Origin of the sequence: Mesorhizobium sp. M0676, assembly GCF_040320535.1 — a bacterium.
In the GTDB taxonomy this organism is placed as follows: Bacteria; Pseudomonadota; Alphaproteobacteria; order Rhizobiales; family Rhizobiaceae; genus Mesorhizobium.
Genome location: NZ_JAMYPU010000004.1, coordinates 204,809 through 229,782, shown reverse-complemented (window position 1 = coordinate 229,782; position 24,974 = coordinate 204,809). Strand labels below are relative to the sequence as shown.

The following is a 24,974-nucleotide window of genomic DNA, read 5'->3' as shown; positions in this document are numbered from 1 at the left end:
TCAAAACCTCATATGCAGCGCGAAATGCGCCGGGTTGAGCAGGCTGGTGACATATTCGATCGGCCGGTCGTCAGCCGCACGCGTCAGCCGGCGTCCGCGCAGGAACGGCGTGCCTTGCGGGCAGCCGAGGATGGCGGCGTCTTCGGCGTTGAGCATCTCGATGCCGACCCATTCCTCGCCATGGTCTGGAATGAGACCGGCGGCTCGCAGCGTCTGGTGGAGCGAGCCTTCGCGCAGACCACGCAGCGGCACGTCCTCCAGTTCGGGCGACAGCGGCAGGCGGCTGCGTTCGATGGAGATCGCATGGCCGTCGCTGGCATTGGTGCGCACCCGGTCGACGGCGATGAAGAACGGGCTTTCGATGCCAAGCAGCGCGGCAAGATCGGCATCCTCGATCACTTCAAGCCGCAGCGTCCGGGTCTCGGCATTGGCGCCGGCATTGGCAAGCGCCCGCGACCAGCCAATGCTGTCATCGACCGGCTTGCCGTCGAAAGTGACGAAGGAGCCGATGCCGACCTTGGTGGTGATCAGCCCACGGCTGGACAGCTCCTCGAGGCCCTTGCGGACCGTGTTGCGGCTGACGGAAAAGCGCTGGACGAGTTCGTTCTCGCTTTGCAGGCGGTCGCCGAAGCCAAGCACGCCGGAGCGGATCTCATGTTCGAGAACGGTGGCGATCTGCTCGGGCTTGCCCGTGCCGGGAGACAGTTGAACCGCGCGCCGCTTCATAAGGGTACCTGTTCAATAAACCTGTATAGTCCTGTTCAATATTGGAGTTGAAGGGCGACGTCAACGATATATTTGGATTCACGCATATGCGTTGTGCTCAGGTGCCCCAGGGCATCGTTTGTTCGCATGGCGACGCTAACCGCGTAGGGCGTCCCGTCTCCGAGACAGAGCGGGGGCAGCGCTTCCCTCAGGCGATTAGCCTTGCGCTCACACGAAGAAAAATTCCTCAATCTGTTGCTTGGCCGTCCGCAGCGCTGGCAGGATATCCCGCTCCATCGCCTCGACGGAGAACCGCGCCGACTGCGCCGAGACGTTGATCGCCGCCACGGTCTTGCCTGCGCGGTCACAGATAGGCACCGCGATCGAGCGCAGGCCAAGCTCCAGCTCTTCATCGACGACGGCAAAGCCACCCGCCCTCGCCGCGTCGATGGCCTTGGCCAGCGCGGTGCGGCTGGTGATCGTCTTCGGCGTCCGCCGTTCGATCTTGGCTTCTGCAAGGAAGGCCTTCAACTCATCCGCGCCCAGCCACGACAGCAGGACGCGCCCCATCGAGGTGCAATGCGCCGGCAGCCTGGTGCCGACATCGAGCGAAACACTGAGGATGCGGCGGCCGGGAATGCGCGCGACATAGACGACATCCTCGCCTGACAGCACCGCAGCGTTGCAGGCCTCGTCGAACTGGCCGGCCACGTCGCGCATGATGGGTGCGGCGAAGGTCCACAGCGAGGCGCCGCCGAGCCAAGAGCGCACGATGGCGAGCAGGCGCGGCGACAGCGAAAACTGCCGGCCGGATTGCGTGGCATAGCCGGTGGCGGTCAGCGTCAGCAGGAAGCGACGCGCGCCGGCGCGGGTCAGCCCCGCCTCCTCCGCCATTTCGGTCAGCGTCATCCCGGCCGGATGCCGGGCCAGTATCTCCATGACTGCAAGGCCGCGCTCCAGCGAGCCGACATGGTCGCGCGTCTTTGCCTTGTCCTCCATGCGGCCTCCGCAAGACAATGCGCCGCCTTGACTCGTCTCGGCGGCGCGATGTAAAAATATCTCATACAAAACAAGTGTTCGCAATACGAACTTTTGAACTTCGGAGTTCTTGGCGATGGTCAATTTCCTGCCGCTCAAACAGGCCGTGGCCGAGAACCTGCATGATGGCGATACGGTCGCCTTCGAGGGCTTCACCCATCTGATCCCGACGGCGGCGGCGCACGAAGCCATCCGCCAGGGATTTCGCGACCTGACATTGATCCGCATGACTCCTGACCTGATCTACGACCAGATGATCGGCATGGGCATGGCGAAGAAGATCATCTTCTCCTATGTGGGCAATCCCGGCGTCGGCCTGTTGCGCCGCGCCCGCGACGCCATCGAGAACGGCTTCCCCCGGTCGATCGAGATCGAGGAGCACAGCCATGCCGGCATGGCCAACGCCTACGAGGCGGGAGCTGCCGGCCTGCCTTGCGCGGTGTTCCGCGGCTATCGCGGCGCCGGGCTGGCGGCAGTCAATCCCAACATCCGCTCGGTCACCTGCCCGTTCACCGGCGAGGTGCTTGCCGCCGTTCCTTCCATCCGACCGGACGTGACCTTCATCCACGCTCAGAAGGCCGACAAAAAAGGCAATGTGCTGGTCGAAGGCATTATCGGCATCCAGAAGGAAGCGGTGCTCGCGGCCAAGCGCGCCGTGGCGACGGTAGAGGAAGTCGTCGACAATTTCGACGACCTGCATCCCAACCTCACCGTGCTGCCGCGCTGGACCATCGCTGCGATCTCGGTGGTATCAGGCGGTTCGCATCCCTCCTACACGCACGGCTATTACGCGCGCGACAATGCCGCCTATCTCGAATGGGACGACATCGCCGCCGACCGTGAAAGATTCCAGGCCTGGATGCAGGCCAATGTCATCGAGCGCACCGCGGACGATTTCGCCGGCCGCGTAAAGCATCTGAGGAGCGCGGCATGAGCGGCTTTACTCCCAATGAGATGATGACGATTGCCGCCAGCCGAGCCCTGAAAGACGACGATGTCTGCTTCGTCGGCATCGGCGCGCCGTCGGCCGCCTGCAATGTCGCGCGGCTGACGCATGCGCCCGACATCACGCTGATCTATGAAAGCGGCACCATCGGCACCGCGCCCGAGGTTTTGCCGCTGTCGATCGGTGACGGCGAACTTTGCGACACCGCCGTCACCACCGTCTCGGTGCCGGAGATGTTCCGCTACTGGCTGCAGGGCGGGCGCATTTCGATCGGTTTCCTCGGTGCCGCCCAGCTCGACAAGTTCGGCAACATCAACACCACTATCATCGGCGACTATGGACACCCCAAAACCCGCCTGCCCGGCGGCGGCGGCGCGCCCGAGATCGCCACCTCGTCGAAGGAGATCTACATCACCATGGCGCAGACCAAGCGCGGCATGGTCGAGAAGATCGACTTCTTCACCTCCTTCGGCCATGGCGATGGCGGCGACCATCGCCAGCGCCTCGGCATCGAGACATCAGGGCCGACGCTGCTGATCACCGACCTTGCCATCTGGAAGCCAGATCCGGTGAGCAAGGAATTCACCGTGGTGTCGTTGCATCCCGGCGCAACGCGGCAGCAGGTGCAGGACAGCTGTGGCTGGATCGTAAAGTTCGCCGAGGCGCTTGACGAAACGCCGGCGCCGACGGAACTCGAGCTGACGACATTGCGCGACCTGCAGGCCCGCACCAAGGCGGCGCATGGGGGAAGCGGAAAAGAAAAGGCCGCATGACATGAACGAGGCATTCATCTGCGATTACATCCGCACCCCGATCGGCCGTTTCGGCGGCTCGCTGTCGTCGGTGCGGGCCGACGATCTTGGCGCCATCCCGCTGAAGGCGCTGGTCGAGCGCAATGCCGGCATCGACTGGCAGGCTGTCGACGACGTCGTCTATGGCTGCGCCAATCAGGCCGGCGAGGACAACCGCAATGTAGCCCGCATGTCGCTGCTCTTGGCCGGGTTGCCCAAGGAAGTTTCGGGCGCGACCGTCAATCGCCTGTGCGGCTCCGGCATGGACGCGCTCACCATCGCCGCCCGCGCCATCAAGGCTGGTGAGGCCGAGCTGATGATCGCCGGCGGCGTCGAATCGATGAGTCGCGCCCCCTTCGTCATGCCCAAGGCCGAGACCGCCTTTTCACGCCATGCCGAGATCCATGACACCACCATTGGCTGGCGCTTCATCAACCCGCTGATGAAGAAACAATATGGCGTCGATTCCATGCCGGAGACCGGCGAGAACGTCGCCGAGGATTATTCAGTGTCGCGCGCCGACCAGGATGCGTTTGCCATGCGCAGCCAGGACAAGGCTGTCGCGGCACAGGCCAATGGCCGGCTGGCGAAGGAGATCACCCCGGTGACGGTCCCGCAGAAAAAGGGCGATGCGACTATCGTATCGAAGGATGAGCATCCCCGCGCCGGCACCACGGTCGAGTCGCTGGCCAAATTGCCGACGCCGTTCCGGCAAGACGGCACGGTCACCGCCGGCAACGCATCGGGCGTCAACGATGGCGCGGCGGCGCTGATCATCGCCTCCGAAGCGGCTGTGAAAAAACACGGCCTGACGCCGATCGCCCGCATCCTCGGCGGCGCTGCCGCCGGCGTGGCGCCGCGCATCATGGGCATCGGCCCTGCCCCGGCGACACAAAAGCTCTGCGCTCGCCTCGGCCTGACACCGCAGCAATTCGATGTCATCGAGCTCAACGAAGCTTTCGCCTCCCAAGGCATCGCCGTGCTCCGCCAACTCGGCATCTCCGAGGACGCGGAGCACGTCAATCCGAATGGCGGCGCCATCGCGCTTGGTCATCCCTTGGGCATGTCGGGCGCGCGTATCACTGGCACCGCGGCACTGGAACTGCGCGAGCGCAGCGCCCGCTATGCGCTGGCCACCATGTGCATCGGCGTCGGCCAGGGCATCGCGGTGGCGCTCGAGCGGGTTTGAGTTTGCACCGCCCTTAATAGGGCAAACCGACATAGTTTTCAGCCAGCGCGGTCGACGCCGCTTGCGAATGCACGAGATAGTCGAGCTCGGCTTCCTGGATGCGCTGGCCGAACTCTTCCGTATCGGGAAAGCGGTGCAGCATCGTCGTCATCCACCAGGAGAAGCGCACCGCCTTCCACACTCTGGCCAGCGCCTTGGCTGAATAAGCGTCGAGCCCGCTTGATGATTTGTCCAGATAGAATTCGCGAAGCCCGGCAAAGAGATAGCGCACATCGCTGGCGGCGAGGTTGAGCCCCTTGGCGCCCGTCGGCGGCACGATATGGGCGGCGTCGCCAACCAGGAACAGCCGGCCAAAGCGCATCGGCTCGGCGACGAAGGAGCGCAGCGGCGCGATCGATTTTTCGAAGGACGGGCCGGTAACGACCGCGGCTGCGGTCTGTTCCGGCAGGCGACTGCGCAATTCGTCCCAGAAGCGACCGTCGCTCCAGGCGTCGACCTGTTCGTCAGCCGGGACCTGCACATAGTAGCGGCTGCGATGCGTCGACCGCATCGAGCACAGCGCAAAGCCCCGCTCATGGTTGGCGTAGACCAGTTCGTGATCGGCCGGCGGCACTTCGGCCAGCACGCCGAGCCAGCCGAAGGGATAGGTCCGCTCGAAGGTTTTCAGCGCCCGCCCAGGCGCCGATTTGCGGCTGACGCCGTGATAGCCGTCGCAGCCGGCGATAAAGTCGCAGTCGATGCGATGGCTGACGCCATCCTTGTCGTAGGTGACGTAAGGCGCTTCGCCATCGAAACCGTGCAGCGCGACATTGGACGCCTCGTAGACGGTGACCAGCCCCGCCGCCTCGCGCTTGTCCATCAGGTCGTGTGTCACCTCGGTCTGGCCATAGACGGTGACGTGTTTTCCGCCGGTCAGCGCTGTGAGATCGAGCCGATGCAGACTGCCGCCGAAGGCAAGCGAGACGCCGGCATGGGGTAGACCCTCAGCATGCAGCCTTGCCGCTGCGCCTGCTTGCTCCAGCAGCTCGACAGTGCCCTGTTCGAGCACCCCTGCCCGCACGCGGCCAAGCACGTGCTCCCGGCTCGAACGTTCGAGGATCACGGTTTCGACGCCGATGCCGCTAAGCAGCTGGCCGAGCAGCAGCCCGGACGGTCCGGAGCCGACAATGACAATCTGGGTGCGCATCAGTGCCCCAGGCTTTCGATCTGTCCGGCGAGTTCCGCGGCAAGCCGCAAGGCGGCCGCGGTCGCAACCGCTATTTGCGGCAAGAGCAGCCATTCCAGCGTCCAGGCCGCGCCCGAGCGCTCCTGCTCATGCACCAGCGCCTGGTGCATGCCGGAAAGCTGCGTGGCGTTGAAGCGGGCCAGCGCCACCAGCGCTTCGGCCTTGACCGGATTCTGCTTGTGCGGCATGGCCGATGAGCCGCCACCGCCGGATAGTTTGATCTCGGTGCCGCTCTGCGCCATCAGGGCGACGTCCTGGCCGAACTTGCCGAGGCTGCCGGTGATGAGCGACAGCAAACCGGCGAACTCGGCCAGCGCATCGCGCTGGTTGTGCCATTGCGGCGCATCGCCAAGGCCAAGCTTTGCGGCAAGGGCGGCGCGCACTGCGGGGCCTTTGTCGCCGAGCTTTTCCAGCGTGCCGGCGGCGCCGCCGAATTGCACTACCAGCAGACCCTTGGATTGCTCCGAGAGTCTCTGCTGATGCCGTTGCAGCGGCGTGCGCCACACCGCCACGCGGTCCGACGCCTGAATTGGGATCGCCGGCTGCATGCGCGTAATCGCTGTCAATGCACGGCTGCCAAAACGTTCTTCCAGCCCCACCAGCCGCAAAATGTTTTCAGTCAGCAGCAGGTCGAGATGTTCAATGAGCCGGCGCAGCCGAAGAACCAGGCCAGTGTCGATGACGTCCTGGCTGGTTGCGCCGAAATGCACGCCGGCGTCGTGCGGCGCGCCGACCGCTGCCTTCAACTGGCGCACCAGTTCGGGCACGATCACGCCATCCTTCGCCACACCGGCCCGCAGCCGCGCGGTGTCCGGCTTGTATGACAACAGGACAGGTATAATCGCCGCGGCGGCATCCGTGCCGATAATCCCGCTTTCGGCTTCCGCTTGCGCCAGCGCGCGCTCGAAATCGAGCATGGCGGCGATTTCCCCATCCACCGAAAAATGCCGAGCCGCCTCCTCGTCGCCGAGCAGGCCGGAGAGCAGCGGATGGTCGAAGGGCGATACGGTCATGTCATTGGTTTCCTGACCGTCAGCTGTCGAAGAAGACCGTTTCCTTCTCCCCCTGGAGATGGACGTCGAAAATATAGTCGTCGCCTTGCCGCTCGGCGATCAGCGTCGGCACGCGCACCTTGTGCTCGATGCGGGCCAGGATCGGATCCTCGGCATTGGCCTTGGCCTCGTCGGAGAAATAGAGCCGCGTGTGGAGGCCGATATTGATGCCGCGGGCGACGATCCACAGGCTGATATGCGGCGCCATCAGCCGGCCGTCGCCATACGGCACGCGTCCCGGCTTGATCGTCTGAAAACTGCACAGGCCGGTTTCCATGTCGGTCGGCTGACGGCCCCAGCCCTGAAAATCCGGATCGGCATCGCCGCGCAATTCGGCCGGCGAATTGTAGAAGCCATTGGCATCCGCTTGCCAGATTTCGATCAAGGCATCCCTGAGCGGCGTGCCGGTGCCGTCGAGCACGCGGATGCGCAAACCGATGCGCTCGCCCTTGGTCTTGTCGTTGAGCATCGTCGCGCCGAGGTCTGTCGGATAGACGCCGCCGATACCGCCGAAATTCGGCGTCAGCCCGATATGCACATAAGGCCCCGCCGTCTGCGACGGGCTCTCCTTCAGCCGGCTGAGCGATTGCGCCATCAATTGCCCTCCGGCCGGTTTCCGAACAGCGAGGCGCGGCGCCCGCGCAGCACGATGTCGAACTTGTAGGCGCGCGCGTCGAACGGGATCGTCGCCTGCATGTCGAGCGCGGCGACCAGCGTTTCGATCGCCGCCCTGTCGCGGATACCGCGCACGATCGGGCATCGCCAGATCAGCGGGTCGCCCTCGAAATACATCTGCGTGATCAGCCGCTGTGCGAAGCCGTGGCCGAACACCGAAAAATGGATGTGCGACGGCCGCCAGTCATTGGGCCCGTTCGGCCAGGGATAGGGACCTGGCTTCACCGTGCGAAAGGCATAACCGCCATCGGCATCGGTGATGGTGCGGCCGCAGCCGCCGAAATTCGGATCGAGCGGCGCGAGATAGCCGTCCTTCTTGTGGCGGTAGCGGCCGCCTGAATTGGCCTGCCAGAATTCGAGCAGCGCGCCTGAGACGCCCTGGCCGCGCTCGTCGAGCACGCGGCCATAGACGATGATACGCTCGCCGATTGCGCTCTCGCCGGGCTTGGCGAAGTTGTGGATCAGGTCATTGTCGAGTTCGCCGAGCATGGCGTGGCCGAACACCGGACCGGTGATTTCCGACGCCGTGTTGTCGAAGGCCAGCAGCGCCTTTTGCGGCGAGCGCAGCACCGACGTCTTGTAGTCGGGCGTCAGCGCCGGCGGATGCCAGCCGCGGTCGCGCTGGAAGAAGGCTCCGCTCTCGGGCCTGCGGTTCGAGCCGGCATCAGCTGGCATGGCCAGCCCTGCTTCCGTCCATTTCCGAAAACACCTCCTTGGCGATCCTGAAGGCGCGGTTGGCGGCCGGCACGCCGGCATAGATCGCGACATGCAGGAACGCTTCGCAGATATCGTCGCGCGACGCACCGGTGTTGGCGGTGGCGCGCACATGCATGGCGACCTCTTCATCATGGCCAAGGGCGGCCAGCAGTGCCAGCGTCACGATCGAGCGTTCGCGCCTGCTGAAGCCCGGACGCGTCCACACAGTGCCCCAGGCTGCCTCGGTGATCAGCTCCTGGAACGGCCGGTCGAAATCGGTGACGGCATCCTCGCTGCGATCGACATGCGGGTCGCCGAGCACCGAGCGCCTGACGGTCAGCCCGGTCTGGTATCTGGTTTCGTTTTTGGGCAGTTCATCCATGGGTCTGCTTTCTCAGGGGAAGCGCCGCGACGAAATCGCGGATCAGGGTGGTCAGCGCCTCGGGCTGTTCGACGCAAGGGATATGCGCGGCGTCACGAATGATTTCGAAATGTGCGCCTGGGATCAGATCGGCCAGCCAGCGGACGAGATCCGGCGGCGTCGAGCCGTCCTGGTCGCCAACGACGCAAAGCGTGGGCACCGCGATCGCCTGCGCAGCCTCGGTAAAATCGGCATCGCGCACCGCGGCGCAGGTGCCGACATAGCCGGCGACGGCTTGCCGGGTCATCATGTTCCAGTAGCCGTCGAGCTCGGCGACACGGTCCGCGTGGAAGGCAGGCGTAAACCACATTTTGAGCACGGCATCGGCGATGGCCTGGATGCCTTTGCTTTCGACCGTTTCGATGCGGGTGTTCCAGCTGTCGGCCGTGCCAATCTTGTGGGCGGTGTCGCACAGGATGAGGCCGTCGACGATTTCGGGGCGCCGGGCATAAAACCCTTGCGCAATCAGGCCGCCCACCGACAGGCCGCACAGCACCGCATTGTTCAGTTCGAAATGATCGATCAGGCCCGACAGATCATCGACATGCTCGTCGATCGAGCTGACGCCACCGATGTCGGACAGGCCATGGCCGCGCTTGTCGTAGACCAACACAGGCATTTCGCCACCCAGTTCGGACAACACCTGGTCCCAGATGCGGAAGTCGGTGCCCAGCGAATTGATGAACACGATCGGCCGCGCATTTCCCTTCGCCTTGATATGGCGATGGTGCAGCGTGATGCCGCCAATGCTGACGAATGGCACGATTTCGATCCTCCGTGTTCACATTGCACAAGGCATTTGGTTTGGTAAAATGATATTTTACGCCGTTTCATTAACTGCTAGGTTATGAGAACATGTCCGAAAGCCGCATAAGGTTCCGTCACCTGCAGGCATTCCTTGAGGTAGCGCGGCAAGGCAGCGTGGCGAGGGCGGCCGACTTTCTCCATGTCAGCCCACCGGCCGTGACCAAGACGTTGCGCGAACTGGAGGAGGCGCTTGGCATCGCTGTCGTCGAACGCGACGGCCGCGGCATCAGGGTGACGCGGCTTGGCGAAATCTTTCTCGGCCATGCGGGCACGGCGATCACGGCACTGAAGCGCGGCGTCGATTCCGTCCGCCAGGACGGCGCCATCAACCGGCATCCGATCCGCATCGGCGCGCTCCCGACAGTGTCGGCCAAGGTGATGCCACGCGCCATAAGCCTGTTCCTGAGTGAAAATACCGGTGCTGCGATCAAGATCGTCACCGGCGAGAACGCGGTCCTGCTGGAACAGTTGCGCGTCGGTGCGCTCGATCTCGTCGTCGGCCGGCTTGCGGCGCCGGAAAACATGACCGGCTTCTTCTTCGAGCATCTCTATTCCGAACCGGTGCTGTTCGTGGTGCGGGCCGGCCATCCGCTGCTGCAGCCGGGCCAGGACATCTTCGCCCGGCTCGATGAATTCCCGGTGCTGATGCCGACGCGGGAGTCGGTCATCCGCCCGTTCGTCGACCGCCTGTTCATCACCAACGGCATGACGGCTCCTGCGACCGAGATCGAGACCGTCTCGGATTCCTTCGGCCGTGCCTTCCTGCGCCAAAGCAATGCGGTCTGGATCATATCGACAGGTGTCGTCGCCAACGAACTCTCCAGCGGCGCCTTCGTCGCCTTGCCCGTCAACACCGAGGAAACCAAAGGGCCGGTCGGCCTGACGATGCGGACCGACACTGCGCCTTCGCCGGCCTTCACCATCCTGCTGCAGACCATTCGCGAGGCGGCCAGCCAGAACGCCTGAGCGCCTTTCGCCAATCTGGCGCAGAGCGGGCCTTCAGCCGTATTTCCATAACCTGTTGGTTAACGAAACACCGCAAAATATCATTTTACCAAACCAAATACCTAGGGCACTGTGACGATGGGAGGATCGAAATCGTGCCGTTATCGGCATTGGCGGCGTTCCGCTGCCGCCTCAAGGCCTGCCGGGGCGATCTCCGATCTTAAGAACGGGCGGCATCGATTTTGAGCAGGCCGGCGGTGACCTCCAGGTGCCGTCAGGAAAGGGAGGAATACCAGCATGACCTCAAGCAAATCCGGCGTCTCGCGGCGCCAGTTCATCGCCACATCGCTCGCCGGCGGCGCGGCACTTGCGCTCAGCCGCGGCCAGGCCTTCGCGCAGGCCGCCGACACGCTGAAGGTCGGCTTTGTCAGCCCGCGCACCGGGCCGCTCGCGGGCTTCGGCCAGACCGACGGCTATGTGCTCGACCTCGCCCGCAAGGCGCTCGCCAACGGCCTCGACATCGGCGGCAAGAAATACAGTGTCGAGATCATCGACCAGGACACGCAATCCGACCCGTCCCGCGCCGGCCAGCTCGCCAAGGACCTCATCAACAACCAGGCCGTCGACCTGATGCTGGCGGTGTCGACGCCGGAGGTGATCAACCCGGTCGCCGACGCCTGCGAAGCCGCCGGCGTGCCTTGCCTCTCCACCGTCATGCCGTGGGAGGCCTGGTATTTCGGCCGCGGCGCCAAGCCCGGCGAACCCTCGCCGTTCAAATGGACCTATCATTTCGGCTTCGGCGTCGACGAGTTCTTCCGGACCTACATCTCGCAATGGAACCTGATCGAGACCAACAAGAAGGTCGGCGTCATGTATCCCAACGACGCCGACGGCAATGCCATCCGCACCCATCTGGCGCCGTTGCTGGCAAAGCAGGGTTTCACCATCGTCGATCCCGGCGCCTACGAGACCGGCACCACCGACTATTCCTCGCAGATCGCGCTGTTCAAGCAGGAAGGCGTCGAGATCTTCAACTCCTTCCCGATCCCGCCGGACTTCGCCGCCTTCTGGCGCCAGGCTGCACAGCAAGGCCTGATCAAGCAGATCAAGATCTGCCAGGTCGCCAAGACCGGGCTATTCCCGTCCGACATCGAGGCGCTGGGCGATCTCGGCAACAGGATTTCGAGCGCCGCTTACTGGCACAAGGCCTTCCCCTACAAGTCGCCGCTGACCGGCGTTTCGGGAACCGAATTGGCCGACGGTTATGAGGCCGCCAGCGGCAAGCAGTGGACGCAGCAGCTCGGCGCCTCGATGTCGCTGCTCGACGCCGGCTTCGAGGCGCTGAAGGCAAGCACCGACGCCAAGGACAAGGCAGCCGTCGCCAAGGCGCTGAGCGCGCTCAACACCGAGACCATGATCGGCAAGGTCGATTTCACCAGCGGCCCGGTCGCCAATGTCTCGCCCGGCCCGATCATCGGCACGCAATGGGTGGCCGCCAAGGAAGGCAGCAAATTCCCGCTCGACTATGTCGTGACCGAGAACGCCACCGACCCGAAGGTTCCGGTCGAGGCCAAGCTCCAGCCGTATAACGGCTGACGGACGGCTACGGGGATCGGATCGTGAACAGTTCACCAAACACTGCGATCCTCAGAGCTGCCGGCATCCAGAAACGCTTCGGCGCGCTGGTGGTGCTCGATGATATCGACTTCGCCATGAATGGCGATGAGGCCGTCGGCATTGTCGGCCCGAACGGCGCCGGCAAGACGACACTGCTCAGCATCTTGTCAGGCGCCTTCCCGCCGAGCGCCGGCACGGTCGCCTTCAAGGGCGGCGATGTGACGGCGCTGCCGGCAACGCAGCGCTGCCGGCTCGGCCTCGTGCGCACGCACCAGGTGCCGAAACCGTTCGGCGGCATGACCACGTTCGAGAACGTCTTTGTTGCCGCATCGCATGGCGCCGGTCTCGCCCGCGACGAAGCCTATGAGGAGGCGCTGGCGTCGCTGAAACTGTGCGGCATGCTGGGCGTGGCCAACCGGCGCGCCGAAACGCTCGGCCTGCTCGACCGCAAGCGGCTGGAACTTGCCCGCGCGCTCGCGGCAAGGCCGACGCTGCTTCTGCTCGACGAGATCGGCGGCGGCCTGACCGATGGCGAGGCGAGCGAACTTGTCGATACCATCAAGGAATTGCGTCGGCGCAAGATTGGCATCGTCTGGATCGAGCACATCGTTCACATCCTCCTGCAGGTAGCCGAGCGGCTGATCTGCATGGACGCCGGCAAGATCATCGCCGACGGCGAGCCGCAAGCGGTGATGGCTGACCCCGAAGTCGTGCGCGCCTATCTCGGTGGAGGCCCGAAATGAGCCTGCTCGCAATCGAGAACCTGGTTGTCCGGCACGGCCTGCTGCAGGCGGTGCGCGGCGTGAACTTTGCGATCGAGCGCGGCGAGACGCTGGCGCTGGTTGGCGCCAACGGCGCCGGCAAGACGACGTTGCTCAGGGCGATTGCCGGCGCGCATCAGCCGACCGCCGGCCGCGTGCTCCTGGACGGCGCCGATATCACCGGCGTGCCGTCGCACAAGCGCGTCGGCATGGGCGTCGCGCTGGTGCCGGAAGGGCGAAAACTGTTCGTGCAAATGACCGTCGAAGAGAACCTCCTGCTTGGCAAGACCGCCGGCCGTCCCGGCGACTGGAGCGTGGAACGAGTGCTCGACACGTTCCCCAATCTGAAGCCGCGCCGCCATGCCAAGACCGGGCATCTCTCCGGTGGCGAGCAGCAGGCCACCGCCATCGGCCGCGCTTTGATGAGCAATCCCGAACTGCTGCTGCTCGACGAGGTCTCGCTCGGCCTGTCGCCGCTGGTGGTCGATCGCGTATACGCTTCGCTGCAAGGCCTGATCAGCTCCGGCACGACGATCATCCTGGTCGAACAGGACCTCAATCGCGCGCTCTCGGTCTCGGACAAGGTCATCTGCATGCTCGAAGGACGCGTCGCGCTGGAAGGCCCGAGCAAGGGCATGTCCCGCGATGAAGTGACGAAAGCCTATTTCGGTCTGCACAGAAAAAGCGCCGGGAGTGTGCCGGCATGAGCAACCAGATCGTCCAGGGCATCCTGCTCGGCGGCTACTACGCGCTTATCGCCTGCGGCCTCTCCTTCATGTTTTCGGTGATGCGCATAATCAACCTCGCGCATGGCAGCCTGGCCGTGTTTTCCGCCTACGCGCTGTGGTGGCTCGCCTCGCAATTCCATATCTCGCCCTTCGTCGGCCTGCTCATCGTGCTGCCGCTGATGGCGGCCATCGGCTGGGCGCTGCAACGCTTCCTACTCGAGCGCAGCGCCCGTGGAGGCGCGCTGCTGCCGATCCTGACCACGTTCGGCCTCGCCATCGTCATCGACAATGCGCTGTTCGAGCAGTTCGGCGCCGACACACGTTCGCTGGCGCCCTATATCGGCAGCCTCTCCTACGATTCCTGGGAATGGCCGGGCAGCATCTATGTCGGCAAGCTTGCCGTGATCATGTTCGCCGCCGCCGTCATATTGCTTGGCGGACTGCAGCTGTTCCTTACCAACACCAGGCTTGGCCGCTCGATCCGCGCCACGTCGGAAGATCCCGACACGGCCGGTCTCGTCGGCGTCGATGCGCGCCGCGCCAACGCCCTCGCGGCCGCCATCGCCATGGTCACGGTCGGTCTTGCCGGTGCCTTCCTCGGCATGCGCGCCACCTTCGATCCCTATACCGGCGCACCTCAATTGCTGTTCGCTTTCGAGGCGGCGGTGATCGGCGGCGCCGGTTCGCTATGGGGCACGCTGGTCGGCGGCATCGTTCTGGCGCTCGCCCAGACGCTCGGCGCGCAGATCCATCCGCAAGGTTTTCTGATCGGCGGCCATGTCGCCTTCCTGATCGTGCTGTTCATCCGGCTCTCCACCTCCGGCCTCGGCCTGCGCGGCCTGCTGCGCCTGCCCGCGAGGAAAGCATCATGAGCGCGGTTTTAAACGACCCCGTCATCGAGCGCGGCACCTCCGCCTCGCCCATCTCGGCGATTGCGGTCGTCGTCATCATCGCGCTGCTTGGCATCGCGCCGCACTTCCTGTCGGCCGGCGCCGTCGACCGCCTTACCGCCTTGTTCATCTATGTGATCCTGGCAGCGATGTGGAACGCGCTGGCCGGCTTCGGCGGGCTGGTTTCGGTTGGACAGCAAGTGTTCTTCGGCCTCGGCGCCTATTTCGCCATCCGTCTGGCCGATGCCGGCCTCAACCCGTTCGCCTCGCTGTTCGTTTCGGCGATCATCGTCGGCGCGATCTCCTGGCCAATGTCGCTGTTCATGCTGAAGCTCAGGAATGGCGAGTTCGCCATCGGCATGTGGGTGATCGCCGCGCTCACCCATCTCCTGGTCAATCTCGACCGGCTGGTGCAAGGCGAAACCGGGACGTCGCTGATCTCGCTCAACGTCTATGACGCCGGCGTCAGGCGGGCGACGATCTACTGGCTGGCGTTGGCCGCCATGACGGCGCTGCTCGCCACCCTGCTTAGCCTGCTGCGTGGCAGCACGGGTGCGGCCATCCGCGCCATCAGGGACAATGAGGAGGCCGCGGCATCGGTCGGCGTGCGCGTCACCGGCACCAAGCGGCTGCTCTTCGTGCTCGCCGCCTTCGGCATCGGCATGGCCGGCGCGCTGTGGTTGGCCACGTCGATCACCTTCCAGCCGAAAACCTACTTCAACATCCAGTGGACCGCCTACATGATCTTCATGGTGCTGGTCGGCGGCATCGGCACCTTCGAGGGCGCCATTCTGGGTGCGCTGCTGTTCTTCCTCATCGAGACCTGGTTCGGCGGCACCGGCGTCTGGTATCTGATCGGCCTCGGCGCCACGGCGGTGCTGTTCTCGCTGTTCCTGCCGCGCGGCCTGTGGGGAACGCTGGAGGAGCGCTTTAGCCTGCGCCTGCTACCGGTCGGCTATCGCGTCAGGCTCCCGCCAAACGCCGCAGATGGCGACGCGGCGCCCTCGCCGCAACAGGCCGCAACGCATCCAGAAAAGGCGTGACCATGCTGTTCGGCAAGACCATCCTCATCACCGGTGTCGCCTCTGGTATCGGCGCTCGCACGGCCGAACTTACCGGCCAACTGGGCGCTGACGTGATCGGCGTCGACGTGCGTGAACCGGCAGCATCGGCCGGCAGTTTCGTCAAGGCTGACATCTCATCCAAGGCCGGCGTCGACGATCTCCTCGGGCGCCTGCCGCAGCGCATCGATGCGCTCTGCAATGTCGCCGGCCTCCCCGGCAACACCGGTGCGGTGTCGACACTGGCCGTCAACTTCTACGGCCTGCGCGCGCTCTCGGAAGGCCTCGCACCAAGACTTCGTGAAGGCGGCGCCGTGGTCAACGTCGCCTCGATCGCCGGCTATGGCTGGCGCGCCAATCTCAACCGCGCGGCATCGATGGTCGGCATCGAAGGCTTTCCCGATGTGGCGAAGATGATCGCCGACCATCCGGTGAAGAACGAGGAAGGCTATCCCGTTTCCAAGGAGCTGCTGCTGTTGTGGACGCAGCGCGCCGCGCATCAGGACCTGTTCAGGAGCCGCGGCATCCGCGTCAATGCAGTGAGCCCCGGCCCGGTCGAGACGCCGATCCTCAAACAGTTCCGCAATGTGCTGGGTGACGCCCGCGTCGACAGCGACATCGCCAGGGTCGGGCGCGCCGGAACCTCGGGCGACATCGCGCCTGTCGTGCTGTTCCTGTGCTCGGACGGCGCACGCTGGGTCAACGGCGCCAATGTGCCGGTTGACGGTGGGCTTGAAGCATCGATCAATGCCGAGGTGCTCGGCTTCTAGACCATCATCCCGAAAAGTGGGAGCCGATGTTCGGATCAGATCGTGGTCAATATAGAACAGACGCTCCACGGCGAGCGAGGGAGAGAACAATGGACATAGGACTTCTGATCGACGGCGATAAAAGGGATGCCTCCGGCTCAGCCTCTTACGAGCGCATGGACCCGTTCACCGGCAAGCTGGCGACCCGCGCTGCCGCAGCCAGCATCGCCGACGCCAATGCGGCTGTCCAAGCCGCGTCAGCCGCCTTCACCACCTGGTCGAAGACCGGTCCGGGCGAGCGCCGCGCTTTGCTGTCCAAGGCGGCCGATGTCATGGACTCAAAGGTCGGCGAGTTCACCAAATTGATGATGGAAGAAACCGGCGCCACCGGCCCTTGGGCCGGCTTCAACGTCATGCTCGCCGCCAAAATGCTGCGCGAGGCAGCCGCCATGACGACCCAGATTTCGGGCGAGGTCATCCCCTCCGACAAGCCCGGCACGCTCGCCATGGCGATCCGCCAGCCGGCCGGCGTCTGCCTCGGCATCGCGCCGTGGAATGCACCGGTCATCCTTGGAACCCGTGCCATCGCCATGCCGATCGCCTGCGGCAACACGGTTGTGCTGAAAGCTTCGGAAATGTGCCCAGGCACACACCGGCTGATCGGGCAGGTGCTGGTCGAGGCCGGCCTGCCCAAGGGCGTCATCAATGTCGTCACCAATGATCCCAAGGACGCAGCGACAATCGTCGAGGCACTGGTCGCGCACCCCGCCGTAAGGCGTGTCAACTTCACCGGCTCGACCAAGGTCGGCAGGATCATTGCCGAACTCGCCGGCCGTCACTTGAAGCCGGCGCTGCTCGAACTCGGCGGCAAGGCGCCGCTGGTCGTGCTCGACGATGCCGACATCGACGCCGCGGTCAATGCCGCGACCTTCGGCGCCTACATGCATCAGGGCCAGATCTGCATGTCGACCGAGCGTCTGGTCATCGATGAAAAGGTCGCCGACGAATTCGTCGCCAAGCTCGCCGCCCGCGCCGCGCAGCTGCCTGCCGGCGACCCGCGCGGCCATGTCGTGCTCGGTTCGCTGATCAGCGACCAAGCCGCCGACAAGATGGAAGAACTGGTTGCCGACGCCGTCGCCAAGGGCGCCAGGCTTGTGGCCGGCGGCAAGCGCACCGGAACCGTGGTCGAGGCGACATTGCTCGACCACGTGACGCCAGCGATGCGCGTCTATTCGGAAGAATCCTTCGGCCCGGTCAAGCCGGTGATCCGCGTCAAGGGCGAGGACGAAGCGGTACGAGTCGCCAACGATACCGAATACGGCCTGTCTTCAGCCGTGTTCAGCCGCGACATCCGCCGTGCCATGGCGGTTGCCGCGCGCATCGAAGCTGGCATCTGCCACATCAACGGCCCGACCGTCGGCGACGAGGCGCAAATGCCGTTCGGCGGCGTCAAGGGTTCAGGCTACGGCCGCTTCGGCGGCAAGGCCTCGATCGCCGAGTTCACCGACCTGCGCTGGCTGACCATCGAGGATCCGGGGCAGCACTATCCGTTTTGACTCCACCTTCTCCGACAGGGGGAGAAGGAAAGGAGCCCTCAGGGCCGTTGCCTGGCGAGCCAACGGATTCCCGCATCAAAACCCGGCAAGGCTCGAGCCACGCGATCGGCGGCCCCTCCCGGAGTTGTAAATCGTTTAATCGTGGATATTTTACCCCTCAAGCACATGCCGCCGGACGGCGGCAAGCGGTTTTGGGGACTACCACAAGTGCAAAGCAAGAATACGCGATACGCATCGCGCCGGGGAGGAATCGTTATGCCAAACAAGGCCCTGCCGCTGGTCATCAGCGCGCCGGAACCACGCACGCTCGACCTGATCTTCACCTCACCGCAGCTGGCGCGCCTCAAAGCGCATTACCGCGTCGTCGAGACGACGGCCGAGGGCGTGGCGAACTTGCCCGCCGACGTGCTTGCCGAAGCCCGCTATATTATCGGCCAGCCGCCGATCTCGCCCGAGACCTTGGACCGGATGCAGGCGCTGCGTTGCGTCTTCAATGTCGAGACCAACCTCATCAACAACATGCCCTATGAGACGCTGTTTGCGCGCGGCATCCATGTCGTCACCACCGGCCTCGTCTTCGCCGAGCCGGTGGCCGAGCTTGGCCTCGCCATGGCGCTCAACCTCGCCCGCAACATCGTCGATGCCGACCTCGCCTTCCGCAAAGGCGAAGAGCTGTGGGGCGGCGACGGCAATTTGACGGCGCGGCTTCTGTCCGGCGCCGATGTCGGCATCATCGGCTTCGGCGATCTCGGCCGTGCGCTCAACCGACTGCTGTCGGGTTTCCGCACCCGCACCAAGGTCTTCGATCCCTGGCTGCCGCCATCGATCCTGATCGACAGTGGCGTCGAGCCGGCCTCGCTGGACGAGGTGCTGTCGACCAGCGATTTCGTCTTCGTCGTCGCTTCGGTGACCTCGGAGAACCAGGGTTTCCTCGGCGCTGAGGCCTTTGCAAGTATGCGCAAGGGCGCCGCCTTCATCCTGCTCAGCCGCGCCGGCGTCGTCGACTTCCCTGCCCTGATGGCGGCGGTGAAAAGCGGCCACATCGTCGCCGCCAGCGATGTCTTCCCTGAAGAACCGCTGGCGCAGGACCATCCGGTCCGAACGATCCCCGGCTTCCTGCGCTCCGCCCACCGCGCCGGTGCGCTTGACATCGCCTTCAAGCGCATGGGCGACATGGTGCTGGAGGACATGGACCTGATCGACCGCGGCCTGCCGCCGCTGCGCTCCAAGCGCGCCGAGCGCGAGACGGTAGCAAGGATGCGTTCGAAGCCGGCGGACAGGAACTAGTTGTCGCGATAAATCCGCCTGAGATGGATTTCGCAGTTGGGCTAAACCCCTTTGTCATCGCCGCTCAGGATGACCGGGAACCTTCGACCGGTATTGGCGTTTTTCAGCCGGATCGCTCCCATTCGATCCAGACCCTACTATCGATGCCCCGCCAGGCCTAGCCGGCGGGCTATTGATTTGAAAGCAATCGGGCTGTGGGAGGCCTGGCCTACTCCAAGGAGGCTCGTCACGATTCGCGTCGGTGGCGGGCCTTTTTATTCACTCCGAGCAAAGCCGGAGCCGGCCTGCCCGCCTCGCTCTATCCGGCAGCAACGCCGGCTGGCGAGCGATTGGCCAGCACCAGCCCGACCTCGCCGACAACCTGCTCGACGCGCTTCAGGATGGGTTCGGCCCGCAGCACGCCGTCGGAAAAGTCCTTGTCCGTGGCATAGACCCCTGTCGGCAGCGTCAGCGCCTCGAAGAAGCCGAACAACGGCCGCAACTGGTGCTCGACGATCAACGCGTGGCGATCGTTGCCGCCGGTGGCAAGCAGCACCATCGGCTTGCCGCGCAAGGCGGCGGGATCGAACAGATCGAAGAAGTGCTTGAACAGGCCGGTGTAGCTGCCCTTGTAGGTCGGCGACCCCACCACCAGCACATCGGCATTGACGACGCCGTCGAAGATTGCCCGTGCCTGGCCGTCGAGATCGCGCGCCCATTTGGCAGCGCCGAGCGACGGGCCGAGGTCTTCGATGTCATAGGTGCTCGCCGACAGGCCATGCTGGCGCGCAATATCCCTGACAACCTGGTCGACAAAACCACGCGTCTTGGACGGCCTGGTGAAATTGCCGGAAAACCCGACGACGGTTGGATTGGGCATGTTTCTCTCACCTCTCGCGGCGGGGTTTCATACCGAATATTTACAGGCTTGCGCCTGCCGCAAGAAGCAAATGACTGACCTTGCAGCACCATAGTGAGGAATTTTTTTCCGTTTGCCCGCTCGTCTCAGGCCGCGAGAAGCGGGCCATAGGATTCCAGGTAGAAGCCGGGCGACCTGGCGCAGGTCCGCACCGCCTCCCTGGCGGCAACCGTTTCCTGCCACCGCAGCAGGCGCTCGCATTCGGTCGGCATGACGAAGCCCAGATATTTCTCAAGCACGCACAGCTGTTCGAACCAGGGATAGAAGGCGATGTCGGCGGCGCTGAATTCCGAGCCCAGCAAAAACCGTTCGTCCGCCCCTCGCAGGGCGAAGGCATGCTGTTCCACAAAGCGCAGATCGTCGGCAAGCTGGGCCTTGATCCGCTTATGAACCATAGCGTCGGAACTGTGCATCATGGTTGCCGTCCGGGCGTAAAGCTGCGTGTCGGCGAAGCTGATCCAGATGCGCGCCTCAGCGCGGGCCTGAGCATCCCTGGGGAAAATCGGCCGTTCGGGGAATGCATCATCGAGATATTCGCAGATGATCGACGACTCCCTGACATATTGCCCCTGATGGCGCAGCAGCGGCACCTTTCCCGTCGGCGTGAGTTTCAGGAACCACGCCGGCTTGTTGCGCAGATCGATTTCGATTTCCGTCGCCTGCAGGCCTTTCTCGGCAAGGGCGAGCCTGACACGGTGCGCATAGGGACAAAGCTGCGCGACAAAAAGCTCGATTGGCGGCATGAATAACTCCTGAGTTTCGTTATCGCCGACAAGCGGCCTGTCGGGCATAGCTAGGTCCAGTAAGGCCGGCGCGCTATTCGACAGCGTCTGGATTGATTTATCGATCGTCTGTTTCTGGAGCGAAGCGTGGATCTCCTGGCTACCCTCATGCGCGAATTGCACTTCGCAGCCGCCGGGTACCGGCGCCTCGAACTGGCCGCTCCCTGGGCGATCTCGTTCAGCCAGGCTGGGCTTCGCGGCATTCACGTCGTCATCAAGGGGCGATGCGAGGCGGTGTTCGGTGAGGAAGATGTCGAGCCTCTCGATGCCGGCGACCTGATCATTGCACCGCGCGCCGATCCGCATGTGCTGCGGTCGCCCGGCGCGCTCAAAAGCGCGAACGTCTCCGCCGCCGAACTGGCGACCCAAACCGCAGCCGGGCGTATTCGCAGCGGCGGCGAAGGCGAAAAGACCGTCATCCTGTGCGGCGCCTTCGCCTTTCGCGACGCCGACCATCCGGCATTTGCCGGCCTGCCGCGCATCGTTCACATCCGGGGATCGAATGGCCGTCTGCCCAAATGGCTGCGTGGCTATGTCGAGGCCTTGCTGGTGGAAGCGACCGACGAAGGTCCCGGCAGCGACGTGGTCATGGCTCGCCTGTCTGGGGCCATCGTCACGCGCGCCTTGCGCTCCGGTCTGGAAAGCATGGACAATCCAGGTTGGCTGAGGGGATTGCAGGACCCCGCGATCGCCAGAGCGCTCGCCACCCTGCATGAAGCCTATGGCCACGACTGGACGATCGAGACCCTGGCACGCGCGGTCGGGCTCTCCAGGGCAACCTTTGCCGCCCGCTTTCGCGATCTCGTCGGCGAAGCGCCCATGGCCTATCTCTTCGGCTGCCGCATGCGGCAGGCCAGCCGGCTGCTGCACGAGCGCAAGAGCCTGGGCCAAGTCGCCGAGGCGGTCGGCTACAGCTCGGAAGCCGCCTTCTCCACCGCCTTCAGGCGCCACGCCGGCGTCTCGCCCGGCCAATTCAGGAAACGGAAGGATCTGTAAGGCAGAGCGATATTGGCGGCGGCCGCGCCTCGCGCTAGGGCTTTTCCAGCACTATGTCTGATCATATCCCGCCGCGGTTCGCCGCCGCTTTGCCCCAGGAGATGCTTCGTGCCCAAAGGTTCTGACCTGCTTGTTGCCGCCCTCGAGAATGAGGGCGTCGATCGCATCTTCGGCATTCCCGGCGAAGAAAACCTGGACGTCGTCGAATCCATCCGCAAATCGTCGATCCAGCTGATTTTGACCCGCCATGAGCAGGCAGCCGCCTTTATGGCCGCCACCCATGGCAGGCTCACCGGCAAGCCAGGTGTGTGCATCACCACGCTGGGACCCGGCGCCCTGAACCTGACGACGGGTGCCGCCTATGCGCTGCTCGGCGCCATGCCGATGATCATGATCACCGGGCAGAAGGGCATCCGCTCGTCGCGCCAGGCCCGCTTCCAGATCGTCGACATCGTCGCCGCGATGAAGCCGTTGACCAAGCTGTCACGCCAGATCATCTCGGCGAAGACCATTCCCGCCGTGGTGCGCGAAGCGTTTCGGATTGCCGAAGAGGAGCGTCCGGGACCGGTGCATCTGGAACTGCCCGAAGACATCGCGGCCGAGGAGTGCGACGATGTCGCGCTGATCCCGCCGCATCCGGTCGAGCTTCCGCTGGCCAGCCCGCTTGCGCTCGACCGCGCCGCCGAGATGATCATCAAGGCGCAGCGTCCGCTGGCGATGCTGGGCGCCGCCGCATCGCGGCCGCGCTCGACCTCCGACCTCGCCCAGTTCGTGATCAGGACCGGCATCCCCTATTTCACCACGCAGATGGGCAAGGGCACGGTGCCCGGCGGCACCGAACTCTACATGGGCACCGCCGCGCTCTCCGAGCGCGACTATGTGCATGAGGCCATCGAACAGGCCGACCTCATCATCACTATCGGCCACGACACGATCGAGAAGCCGCCCTTCATTATGGGCGACAAGGGACCGAAGGTGATCCATGTCGGTTACCAGCCGGCCAATGTCGAGCAGGTCTATTTCCCGCAGACCGAAGTGGTCGGCGACATCGGCGCTTCGCTCAGGCTGCTTGCCGACCGCCTCGAGGGCAAGATCCCCAACGCGCAGGCGCTACTGCCGCTGCGCGAAGGGATTTTGAGCCGCATTGCCGCCCGCGCCACCGAAGACCGTTTCACGCCGCAGCGTCTGGTGCATGACGTGCGCGCGGTGATGCCGGCCGATGGCATCCTGGCGCTCGACAACGGCATGTACAAGATCTGGTTCGCGCGCAACTACCGCACGCGCGTCGCCAACACGCTGCTGCTCGACAACGCCCTGGCCACGATGGGCGCCGGCCTGCCCTCGGCGATGACGGCCGCGATGCTCTATCCCGGCCGCCGCGTCATGGCGATCTGCGGCGATGGCGGCTTCATGATGAACAGCCAGGAACTGGAAACCGCCGTCAGGCTGAAGCTCAATTTGGTCGTGCTGATCATCGAGGACAATGCTTTCGGCATGATCCGCTGGAAGCAGGCGGTCGACCAGTTCCCCGATTTCGGCATGACCTTCGGCAATCCCGATTTCGTCCGCTATGCCGAGGCCTATGGCGCCAAGGGAACCAGGGTCGGCGCCGTCTCAGAAATACAATCGACGCTTGAACAGGCCTTTGCCGGCGGTGGCGTCCATCTCGTCGTCGTTCCGATCGACTATTCGGAGAACGAGCGCGTGCTGGTCGAGGAACTGCGCCACCGGTTGCCGGCGCCACCGGAGGCCTGACGGTGGAGTAGATACCGCCGCAGCAGCGCTCAGGCGGCCCGGACCTTGGCGCTCACACGCGCCCAGGTCGGCAGCCAGTCGCCATGTGTCGCCAGCAACTCATCGACCAGCGCCCAGATCTGGTCGAGATCGAGTTCGGCGGCCGTATGCGGATCCATCATCGCCGAGTGGTAGATGTGCTCGCGGTTTTCGGTCATCAGCGCCTGCACCGTCAGTTCCTGCACATTGATGTTGGTGCGTATCAACGCGGTGAGTTGCGGCGGCAGCTCGCCAATATAGGTCGGCTGGATGCCGGAGCCGTCGACCAGGCACGGCACCTCGGCGGCGCAATTGTCCGGCAGCGAGGTGATGCAGCCATTGTTGCGGACATTGCCGTAGATCACCGAAGGCTCCCCGGTCCACACCGAGTTCATGATCGAGGACGCGTATTCCTTCGATTGCTCGACCTCGATGCGGTCGGCCGAGCGATAGGCCTCGGCCTGGCCCTTCCAGCGCTCGATCTGTTCGATGCAGCGCTTGGGATATTCGTCGAGCGGAATGCCGAACTTCTCGATCAGGTCGGCGCGGCCTTCCTTGATGAAATAGGGCGTGTATTCGGCGAAATGCTCGGAGCTTTCGGTGACGAAATAGCCGAGACGCGTCAGCATCTCGTAGCGCACCTTGTTGGGGCACCGCGGGTTCCAGCCCGGCTTCGGCGCCCTGCCCTCGCGATAGGCGCGGACCAGGTCCGGATAGAGGTTGCGGTAAGAGCCATCCGGCTGCCGGTGCTCGAACTTCAGGTAGAAGGCCATGTGGTTGATGCCGGCCGAGCGGTAGCGTATCTCGTCGTAGGGAATGTCGAGATCGTGCGCCAGTTCCATCGCCGTGCCCTGCACCGAATGGCAGAGGCCGACCTGTTTGATGTCAGGAAATTTCTCTGAAATCGCCCAGGTGTTGATCGCCATCGGGTTGACGTATTGCAGCATGATCGCGTCGGGGCAGACGGCCAGCATGTCCTCGCAGATCTTCCACAGATGCGGCACGGTCCGGAGGCCGCGCATGATGCCGCCGACGCCGAGCGTGTCGGCAATGGTCTGGCGCAGGCCGTATTTCTTCGGCACCTCGAAATCGGTGACGGTGCAGGGCTCGTAACCGCCGATCTGGAAGGCGACGACGACGAAGTCGGCACCGGCGAGCGCCTTGCGTTGGTCGGAATAGGTCTCGGCCTTCGCCTTCACGCCCAGCGTCGCGATCAGCTTGTTGACGACGATGGCGCTCTCTTCCAGCCGCTGCGGATTGATGTCCATCAGCGCGATCGTCGCGCCTGACAGCGATGGCCGCTGCAGCACGTCGCCGACAATGTTCTTCATGAACACGGTCGAACCCGCGCCAATGAAGGTGATCCTGGGATGTCTTGCCACTATT

General features: G+C 64.4%; 25 protein-coding genes. 14 read left to right on the top strand and 11 right to left on the bottom strand.

Annotated features, from left to right (window positions below; all coding sequences use genetic code 11):
• Positions 1 to 726: a GntR family transcriptional regulator gene (locus tag NKI35_RS06450; protein WP_023815836.1), complete on the bottom strand. Its 726-nt coding sequence runs from the start codon at positions 724 to 726 to the stop codon at positions 1 to 3.
• Positions 727 to 933: 207 nt separating this feature from the next.
• Entirely contained in the window at positions 934 to 1,704 is a 771-nt protein-coding gene (locus NKI35_RS06445; RefSeq protein WP_352739127.1) for an IclR family transcriptional regulator domain-containing protein, read from the bottom strand.
• A 115-nt stretch (positions 1,705 to 1,819) separates the two neighbouring features.
• On the opposite strand from NKI35_RS06445, the gene NKI35_RS06440 reads away from it, so the two are divergent.
• The 3 genes from NKI35_RS06440 to pcaF are packed head-to-tail and all read left to right on the top strand — an operon-like array spanning position 1,820 to position 4,669.
• Positions 1,820 to 2,677 carry a CoA transferase subunit A gene (locus NKI35_RS06440; RefSeq protein WP_352739125.1) on the top strand — a complete coding sequence of 286 codons (858 nt, stop codon included), beginning with the start codon at positions 1,820 to 1,822 and terminating at the stop codon, positions 2,675 to 2,677.
• On the top strand, positions 2,674 to 3,462 hold the full coding sequence (locus NKI35_RS06435) for a CoA-transferase subunit beta (RefSeq protein ID WP_352739123.1): 789 nt from the start codon (positions 2,674 to 2,676) through the stop codon (positions 3,460 to 3,462). The genes NKI35_RS06440 and NKI35_RS06435 overlap by 4 nt, the downstream gene beginning before the upstream one ends.
• Before the next feature lies 1 nt (position 3,463).
• Positions 3,464 to 4,669 (top strand): 3-oxoadipyl-CoA thiolase, encoded by a 1,206-nt coding sequence (pcaF, locus tag NKI35_RS06430; protein WP_352739121.1) that lies wholly within the window; start codon positions 3,464 to 3,466, stop codon positions 4,667 to 4,669.
• 13 nt (positions 4,670 to 4,682) lie between these two features.
• Here the strand turns inward: pcaF and pobA are convergent, their stop codons facing one another.
• Genes pobA through pcaD form a run of 6 tightly spaced genes read right to left on the bottom strand, consistent with a single transcriptional unit; the run spans position 4,683 to position 9,501 of the window.
• The gene (gene pobA, locus NKI35_RS06425; RefSeq protein ID WP_352739119.1) at positions 4,683 to 5,855 is read right to left on the bottom strand and encodes a 4-hydroxybenzoate 3-monooxygenase; all 1,173 of its coding nucleotides are present in this window, start codon (positions 5,853 to 5,855) and stop codon (positions 4,683 to 4,685) included.
• Complete coding sequence (locus NKI35_RS06420; protein ID WP_023690758.1) at positions 5,855 to 6,907, bottom strand: 3-carboxy-cis,cis-muconate cycloisomerase; 1,053 nt, start codon at positions 6,905 to 6,907, stop codon at positions 5,855 to 5,857. Before NKI35_RS06420 ends, pobA begins: the two co-directional genes overlap by 1 nt.
• 19 nt (positions 6,908 to 6,926) lie before the next feature.
• Entirely contained in the window at positions 6,927 to 7,541 is a 615-nt protein-coding gene (gene pcaG, locus NKI35_RS06415) for a protocatechuate 3,4-dioxygenase subunit alpha (RefSeq protein WP_352739117.1), read from the bottom strand.
• Entirely contained in the window at positions 7,541 to 8,296 is a 756-nt protein-coding gene (gene pcaH, locus NKI35_RS06410) for a protocatechuate 3,4-dioxygenase subunit beta (protein ID WP_352739115.1), read from the bottom strand. The genes pcaG and pcaH overlap by 1 nt, the downstream gene beginning before the upstream one ends.
• Positions 8,286 to 8,699, bottom strand: coding sequence for a 4-carboxymuconolactone decarboxylase (gene pcaC / locus NKI35_RS06405; protein ID WP_023714835.1), 414 nt, complete (start codon positions 8,697 to 8,699; stop codon positions 8,286 to 8,288). Before pcaC ends, pcaH begins: the two co-directional genes overlap by 11 nt.
• Entirely contained in the window at positions 8,692 to 9,501 is an 810-nt protein-coding gene (gene pcaD, locus NKI35_RS06400) for a 3-oxoadipate enol-lactonase (protein WP_352739112.1), read from the bottom strand. The genes pcaC and pcaD overlap by 8 nt, the downstream gene beginning before the upstream one ends.
• A gap of 92 nt (positions 9,502 to 9,593) precedes the next feature.
• Between pcaD and pcaQ the strand changes: the two genes are divergently transcribed.
• The 9 genes from pcaQ to NKI35_RS06355 all read left to right on the top strand — a co-directional run bounded on the left by pcaQ (position 9,594) and on the right by NKI35_RS06355 (position 19,139).
• A complete protein-coding gene (gene pcaQ, locus NKI35_RS06395) occupies positions 9,594 to 10,511 on the top strand; it encodes a pca operon transcription factor PcaQ (protein WP_023685275.1) in 918 nt (305 codons plus the stop codon).
• A gap of 276 nt (positions 10,512 to 10,787) precedes the next feature.
• Positions 10,788 to 12,086, top strand: coding sequence for an ABC transporter substrate-binding protein (locus NKI35_RS06390; RefSeq protein WP_352739110.1), 1,299 nt, complete (start codon positions 10,788 to 10,790; stop codon positions 12,084 to 12,086).
• Between the two features lie 89 nt (positions 12,087 to 12,175).
• Entirely contained in the window at positions 12,176 to 12,850 is a 675-nt protein-coding gene (locus NKI35_RS06385; RefSeq protein WP_352739193.1) for an ABC transporter ATP-binding protein, read from the top strand.
• Complete coding sequence (locus NKI35_RS06380; RefSeq protein WP_352739108.1) at positions 12,847 to 13,575, top strand: ABC transporter ATP-binding protein; 729 nt, start codon at positions 12,847 to 12,849, stop codon at positions 13,573 to 13,575. Before NKI35_RS06385 ends, NKI35_RS06380 begins: the two co-directional genes overlap by 4 nt.
• Positions 13,572 to 14,468: a branched-chain amino acid ABC transporter permease gene (locus tag NKI35_RS06375; protein ID WP_023729446.1), complete on the top strand. Its 897-nt coding sequence runs from the start codon at positions 13,572 to 13,574 to the stop codon at positions 14,466 to 14,468. Before NKI35_RS06380 ends, NKI35_RS06375 begins: the two co-directional genes overlap by 4 nt.
• Positions 14,465 to 15,529: a branched-chain amino acid ABC transporter permease gene (locus NKI35_RS06370; RefSeq protein ID WP_352739105.1), complete on the top strand. Its 1,065-nt coding sequence runs from the start codon at positions 14,465 to 14,467 to the stop codon at positions 15,527 to 15,529. Before NKI35_RS06375 ends, NKI35_RS06370 begins: the two co-directional genes overlap by 4 nt.
• 2 nt (positions 15,530 to 15,531) lie before the next feature.
• Complete coding sequence (locus tag NKI35_RS06365) at positions 15,532 to 16,317, top strand: coniferyl-alcohol dehydrogenase (protein ID WP_352739191.1); 786 nt, start codon at positions 15,532 to 15,534, stop codon at positions 16,315 to 16,317.
• Between the two features lie 89 nt (positions 16,318 to 16,406).
• Positions 16,407 to 17,852, top strand: coding sequence for an aldehyde dehydrogenase (locus NKI35_RS06360; protein ID WP_352739103.1), 1,446 nt, complete (start codon positions 16,407 to 16,409; stop codon positions 17,850 to 17,852).
• Positions 17,853 to 18,107: 255 nt separating this feature from the next.
• Positions 18,108 to 19,139, top strand: a complete 1,032-nt coding sequence (locus tag NKI35_RS06355) for a hydroxyacid dehydrogenase (protein WP_352512541.1) — start codon at positions 18,108 to 18,110, stop codon at positions 19,137 to 19,139.
• A gap of 298 nt (positions 19,140 to 19,437) precedes the next feature.
• On the opposite strand, the gene msuE is transcribed toward NKI35_RS06355, so the two are convergent.
• Together msuE and NKI35_RS06345 are read right to left on the bottom strand one after the other, a co-directional pair.
• Complete coding sequence (msuE, locus tag NKI35_RS06350) at positions 19,438 to 19,998, bottom strand: FMN reductase (protein WP_023749945.1); 561 nt, start codon at positions 19,996 to 19,998, stop codon at positions 19,438 to 19,440.
• Between the two features lie 125 nt (positions 19,999 to 20,123).
• Positions 20,124 to 20,780, bottom strand: coding sequence for a glutathione S-transferase family protein (locus NKI35_RS06345; protein ID WP_023752109.1), 657 nt, complete (start codon positions 20,778 to 20,780; stop codon positions 20,124 to 20,126).
• Between the two features lie 147 nt (positions 20,781 to 20,927).
• Between NKI35_RS06345 and NKI35_RS06340 the strand changes: the two genes are divergently transcribed.
• The gene (locus NKI35_RS06340) at positions 20,928 to 21,815 is read left to right on the top strand and encodes an AraC family transcriptional regulator (protein WP_023752110.1); all 888 of its coding nucleotides are present in this window, start codon (positions 20,928 to 20,930) and stop codon (positions 21,813 to 21,815) included.
• Positions 21,816 to 21,923: 108 nt separating this feature from the next.
• Positions 21,924 to 23,570, top strand: a complete 1,647-nt coding sequence (locus NKI35_RS06335; protein WP_023752111.1) for an acetolactate synthase large subunit — start codon at positions 21,924 to 21,926, stop codon at positions 23,568 to 23,570.
• A gap of 29 nt (positions 23,571 to 23,599) precedes the next feature.
• Here the strand turns inward: NKI35_RS06335 and NKI35_RS06330 are convergent, their stop codons facing one another.
• Positions 23,600 to 24,970, bottom strand: coding sequence for an alpha-glucosidase/alpha-galactosidase (locus tag NKI35_RS06330; RefSeq protein WP_352739101.1), 1,371 nt, complete (start codon positions 24,968 to 24,970; stop codon positions 23,600 to 23,602).
• Positions 24,971 to 24,974 lie beyond the last annotated feature (4 nt).

Coding starts and splice junctions, on each gene's coding strand:
- pcaF (WP_352739121.1), top strand. CDS start 3,464: ATGAACGAGGCATTCATCTGCGATTACATCCGCACCCCGATCGGCCGT.
- NKI35_RS06355 (WP_352512541.1), top strand. CDS start 18,108: ATGCCAAACAAGGCCCTGCCGCTGGTCATCAGCGCGCCGGAACCACGC.
- NKI35_RS06435 (WP_352739123.1), top strand. CDS start 2,674: ATGAGCGGCTTTACTCCCAATGAGATGATGACGATTGCCGCCAGCCGA.
- NKI35_RS06440 (WP_352739125.1), top strand. CDS start 1,820: ATGGTCAATTTCCTGCCGCTCAAACAGGCCGTGGCCGAGAACCTGCAT.
- NKI35_RS06390 (WP_352739110.1), top strand. CDS start 10,788: ATGACCTCAAGCAAATCCGGCGTCTCGCGGCGCCAGTTCATCGCCACA.
- NKI35_RS06360 (WP_352739103.1), top strand. CDS start 16,407: ATGGACATAGGACTTCTGATCGACGGCGATAAAAGGGATGCCTCCGGC.
- NKI35_RS06445 (WP_352739127.1), bottom strand. CDS start 1,704: ATGGAGGACAAGGCAAAGACGCGCGACCATGTCGGCTCGCTGGAGCGC.
- NKI35_RS06380 (WP_352739108.1), top strand. CDS start 12,847: ATGAGCCTGCTCGCAATCGAGAACCTGGTTGTCCGGCACGGCCTGCTG.
- NKI35_RS06450 (WP_023815836.1), bottom strand. CDS start 726: ATGAAGCGGCGCGCGGTTCAACTGTCTCCCGGCACGGGCAAGCCCGAG.
- pcaH (WP_352739115.1), bottom strand. CDS start 8,296: ATGCCAGCTGATGCCGGCTCGAACCGCAGGCCCGAGAGCGGAGCCTTC.
- pobA (WP_352739119.1), bottom strand. CDS start 5,855: ATGCGCACCCAGATTGTCATTGTCGGCTCCGGACCGTCCGGGCTGCTG.
- NKI35_RS06370 (WP_352739105.1), top strand. CDS start 14,465: ATGAGCGCGGTTTTAAACGACCCCGTCATCGAGCGCGGCACCTCCGCC.
- pcaG (WP_352739117.1), bottom strand. CDS start 7,541: ATGGCGCAATCGCTCAGCCGGCTGAAGGAGAGCCCGTCGCAGACGGCG.
- pcaQ (WP_023685275.1), top strand. CDS start 9,594: ATGTCCGAAAGCCGCATAAGGTTCCGTCACCTGCAGGCATTCCTTGAG.
- msuE (WP_023749945.1), bottom strand. CDS start 19,998: ATGCCCAATCCAACCGTCGTCGGGTTTTCCGGCAATTTCACCAGGCCG.
- NKI35_RS06345 (WP_023752109.1), bottom strand. CDS start 20,780: ATGCCGCCAATCGAGCTTTTTGTCGCGCAGCTTTGTCCCTATGCGCAC.
- NKI35_RS06365 (WP_352739191.1), top strand. CDS start 15,532: ATGCTGTTCGGCAAGACCATCCTCATCACCGGTGTCGCCTCTGGTATC.
- NKI35_RS06420 (WP_023690758.1), bottom strand. CDS start 6,907: ATGACCGTATCGCCCTTCGACCATCCGCTGCTCTCCGGCCTGCTCGGC.
- NKI35_RS06340 (WP_023752110.1), top strand. CDS start 20,928: ATGCGCGAATTGCACTTCGCAGCCGCCGGGTACCGGCGCCTCGAACTG.
- NKI35_RS06375 (WP_023729446.1), top strand. CDS start 13,572: ATGAGCAACCAGATCGTCCAGGGCATCCTGCTCGGCGGCTACTACGCG.
- pcaC (WP_023714835.1), bottom strand. CDS start 8,699: ATGGATGAACTGCCCAAAAACGAAACCAGATACCAGACCGGGCTGACC.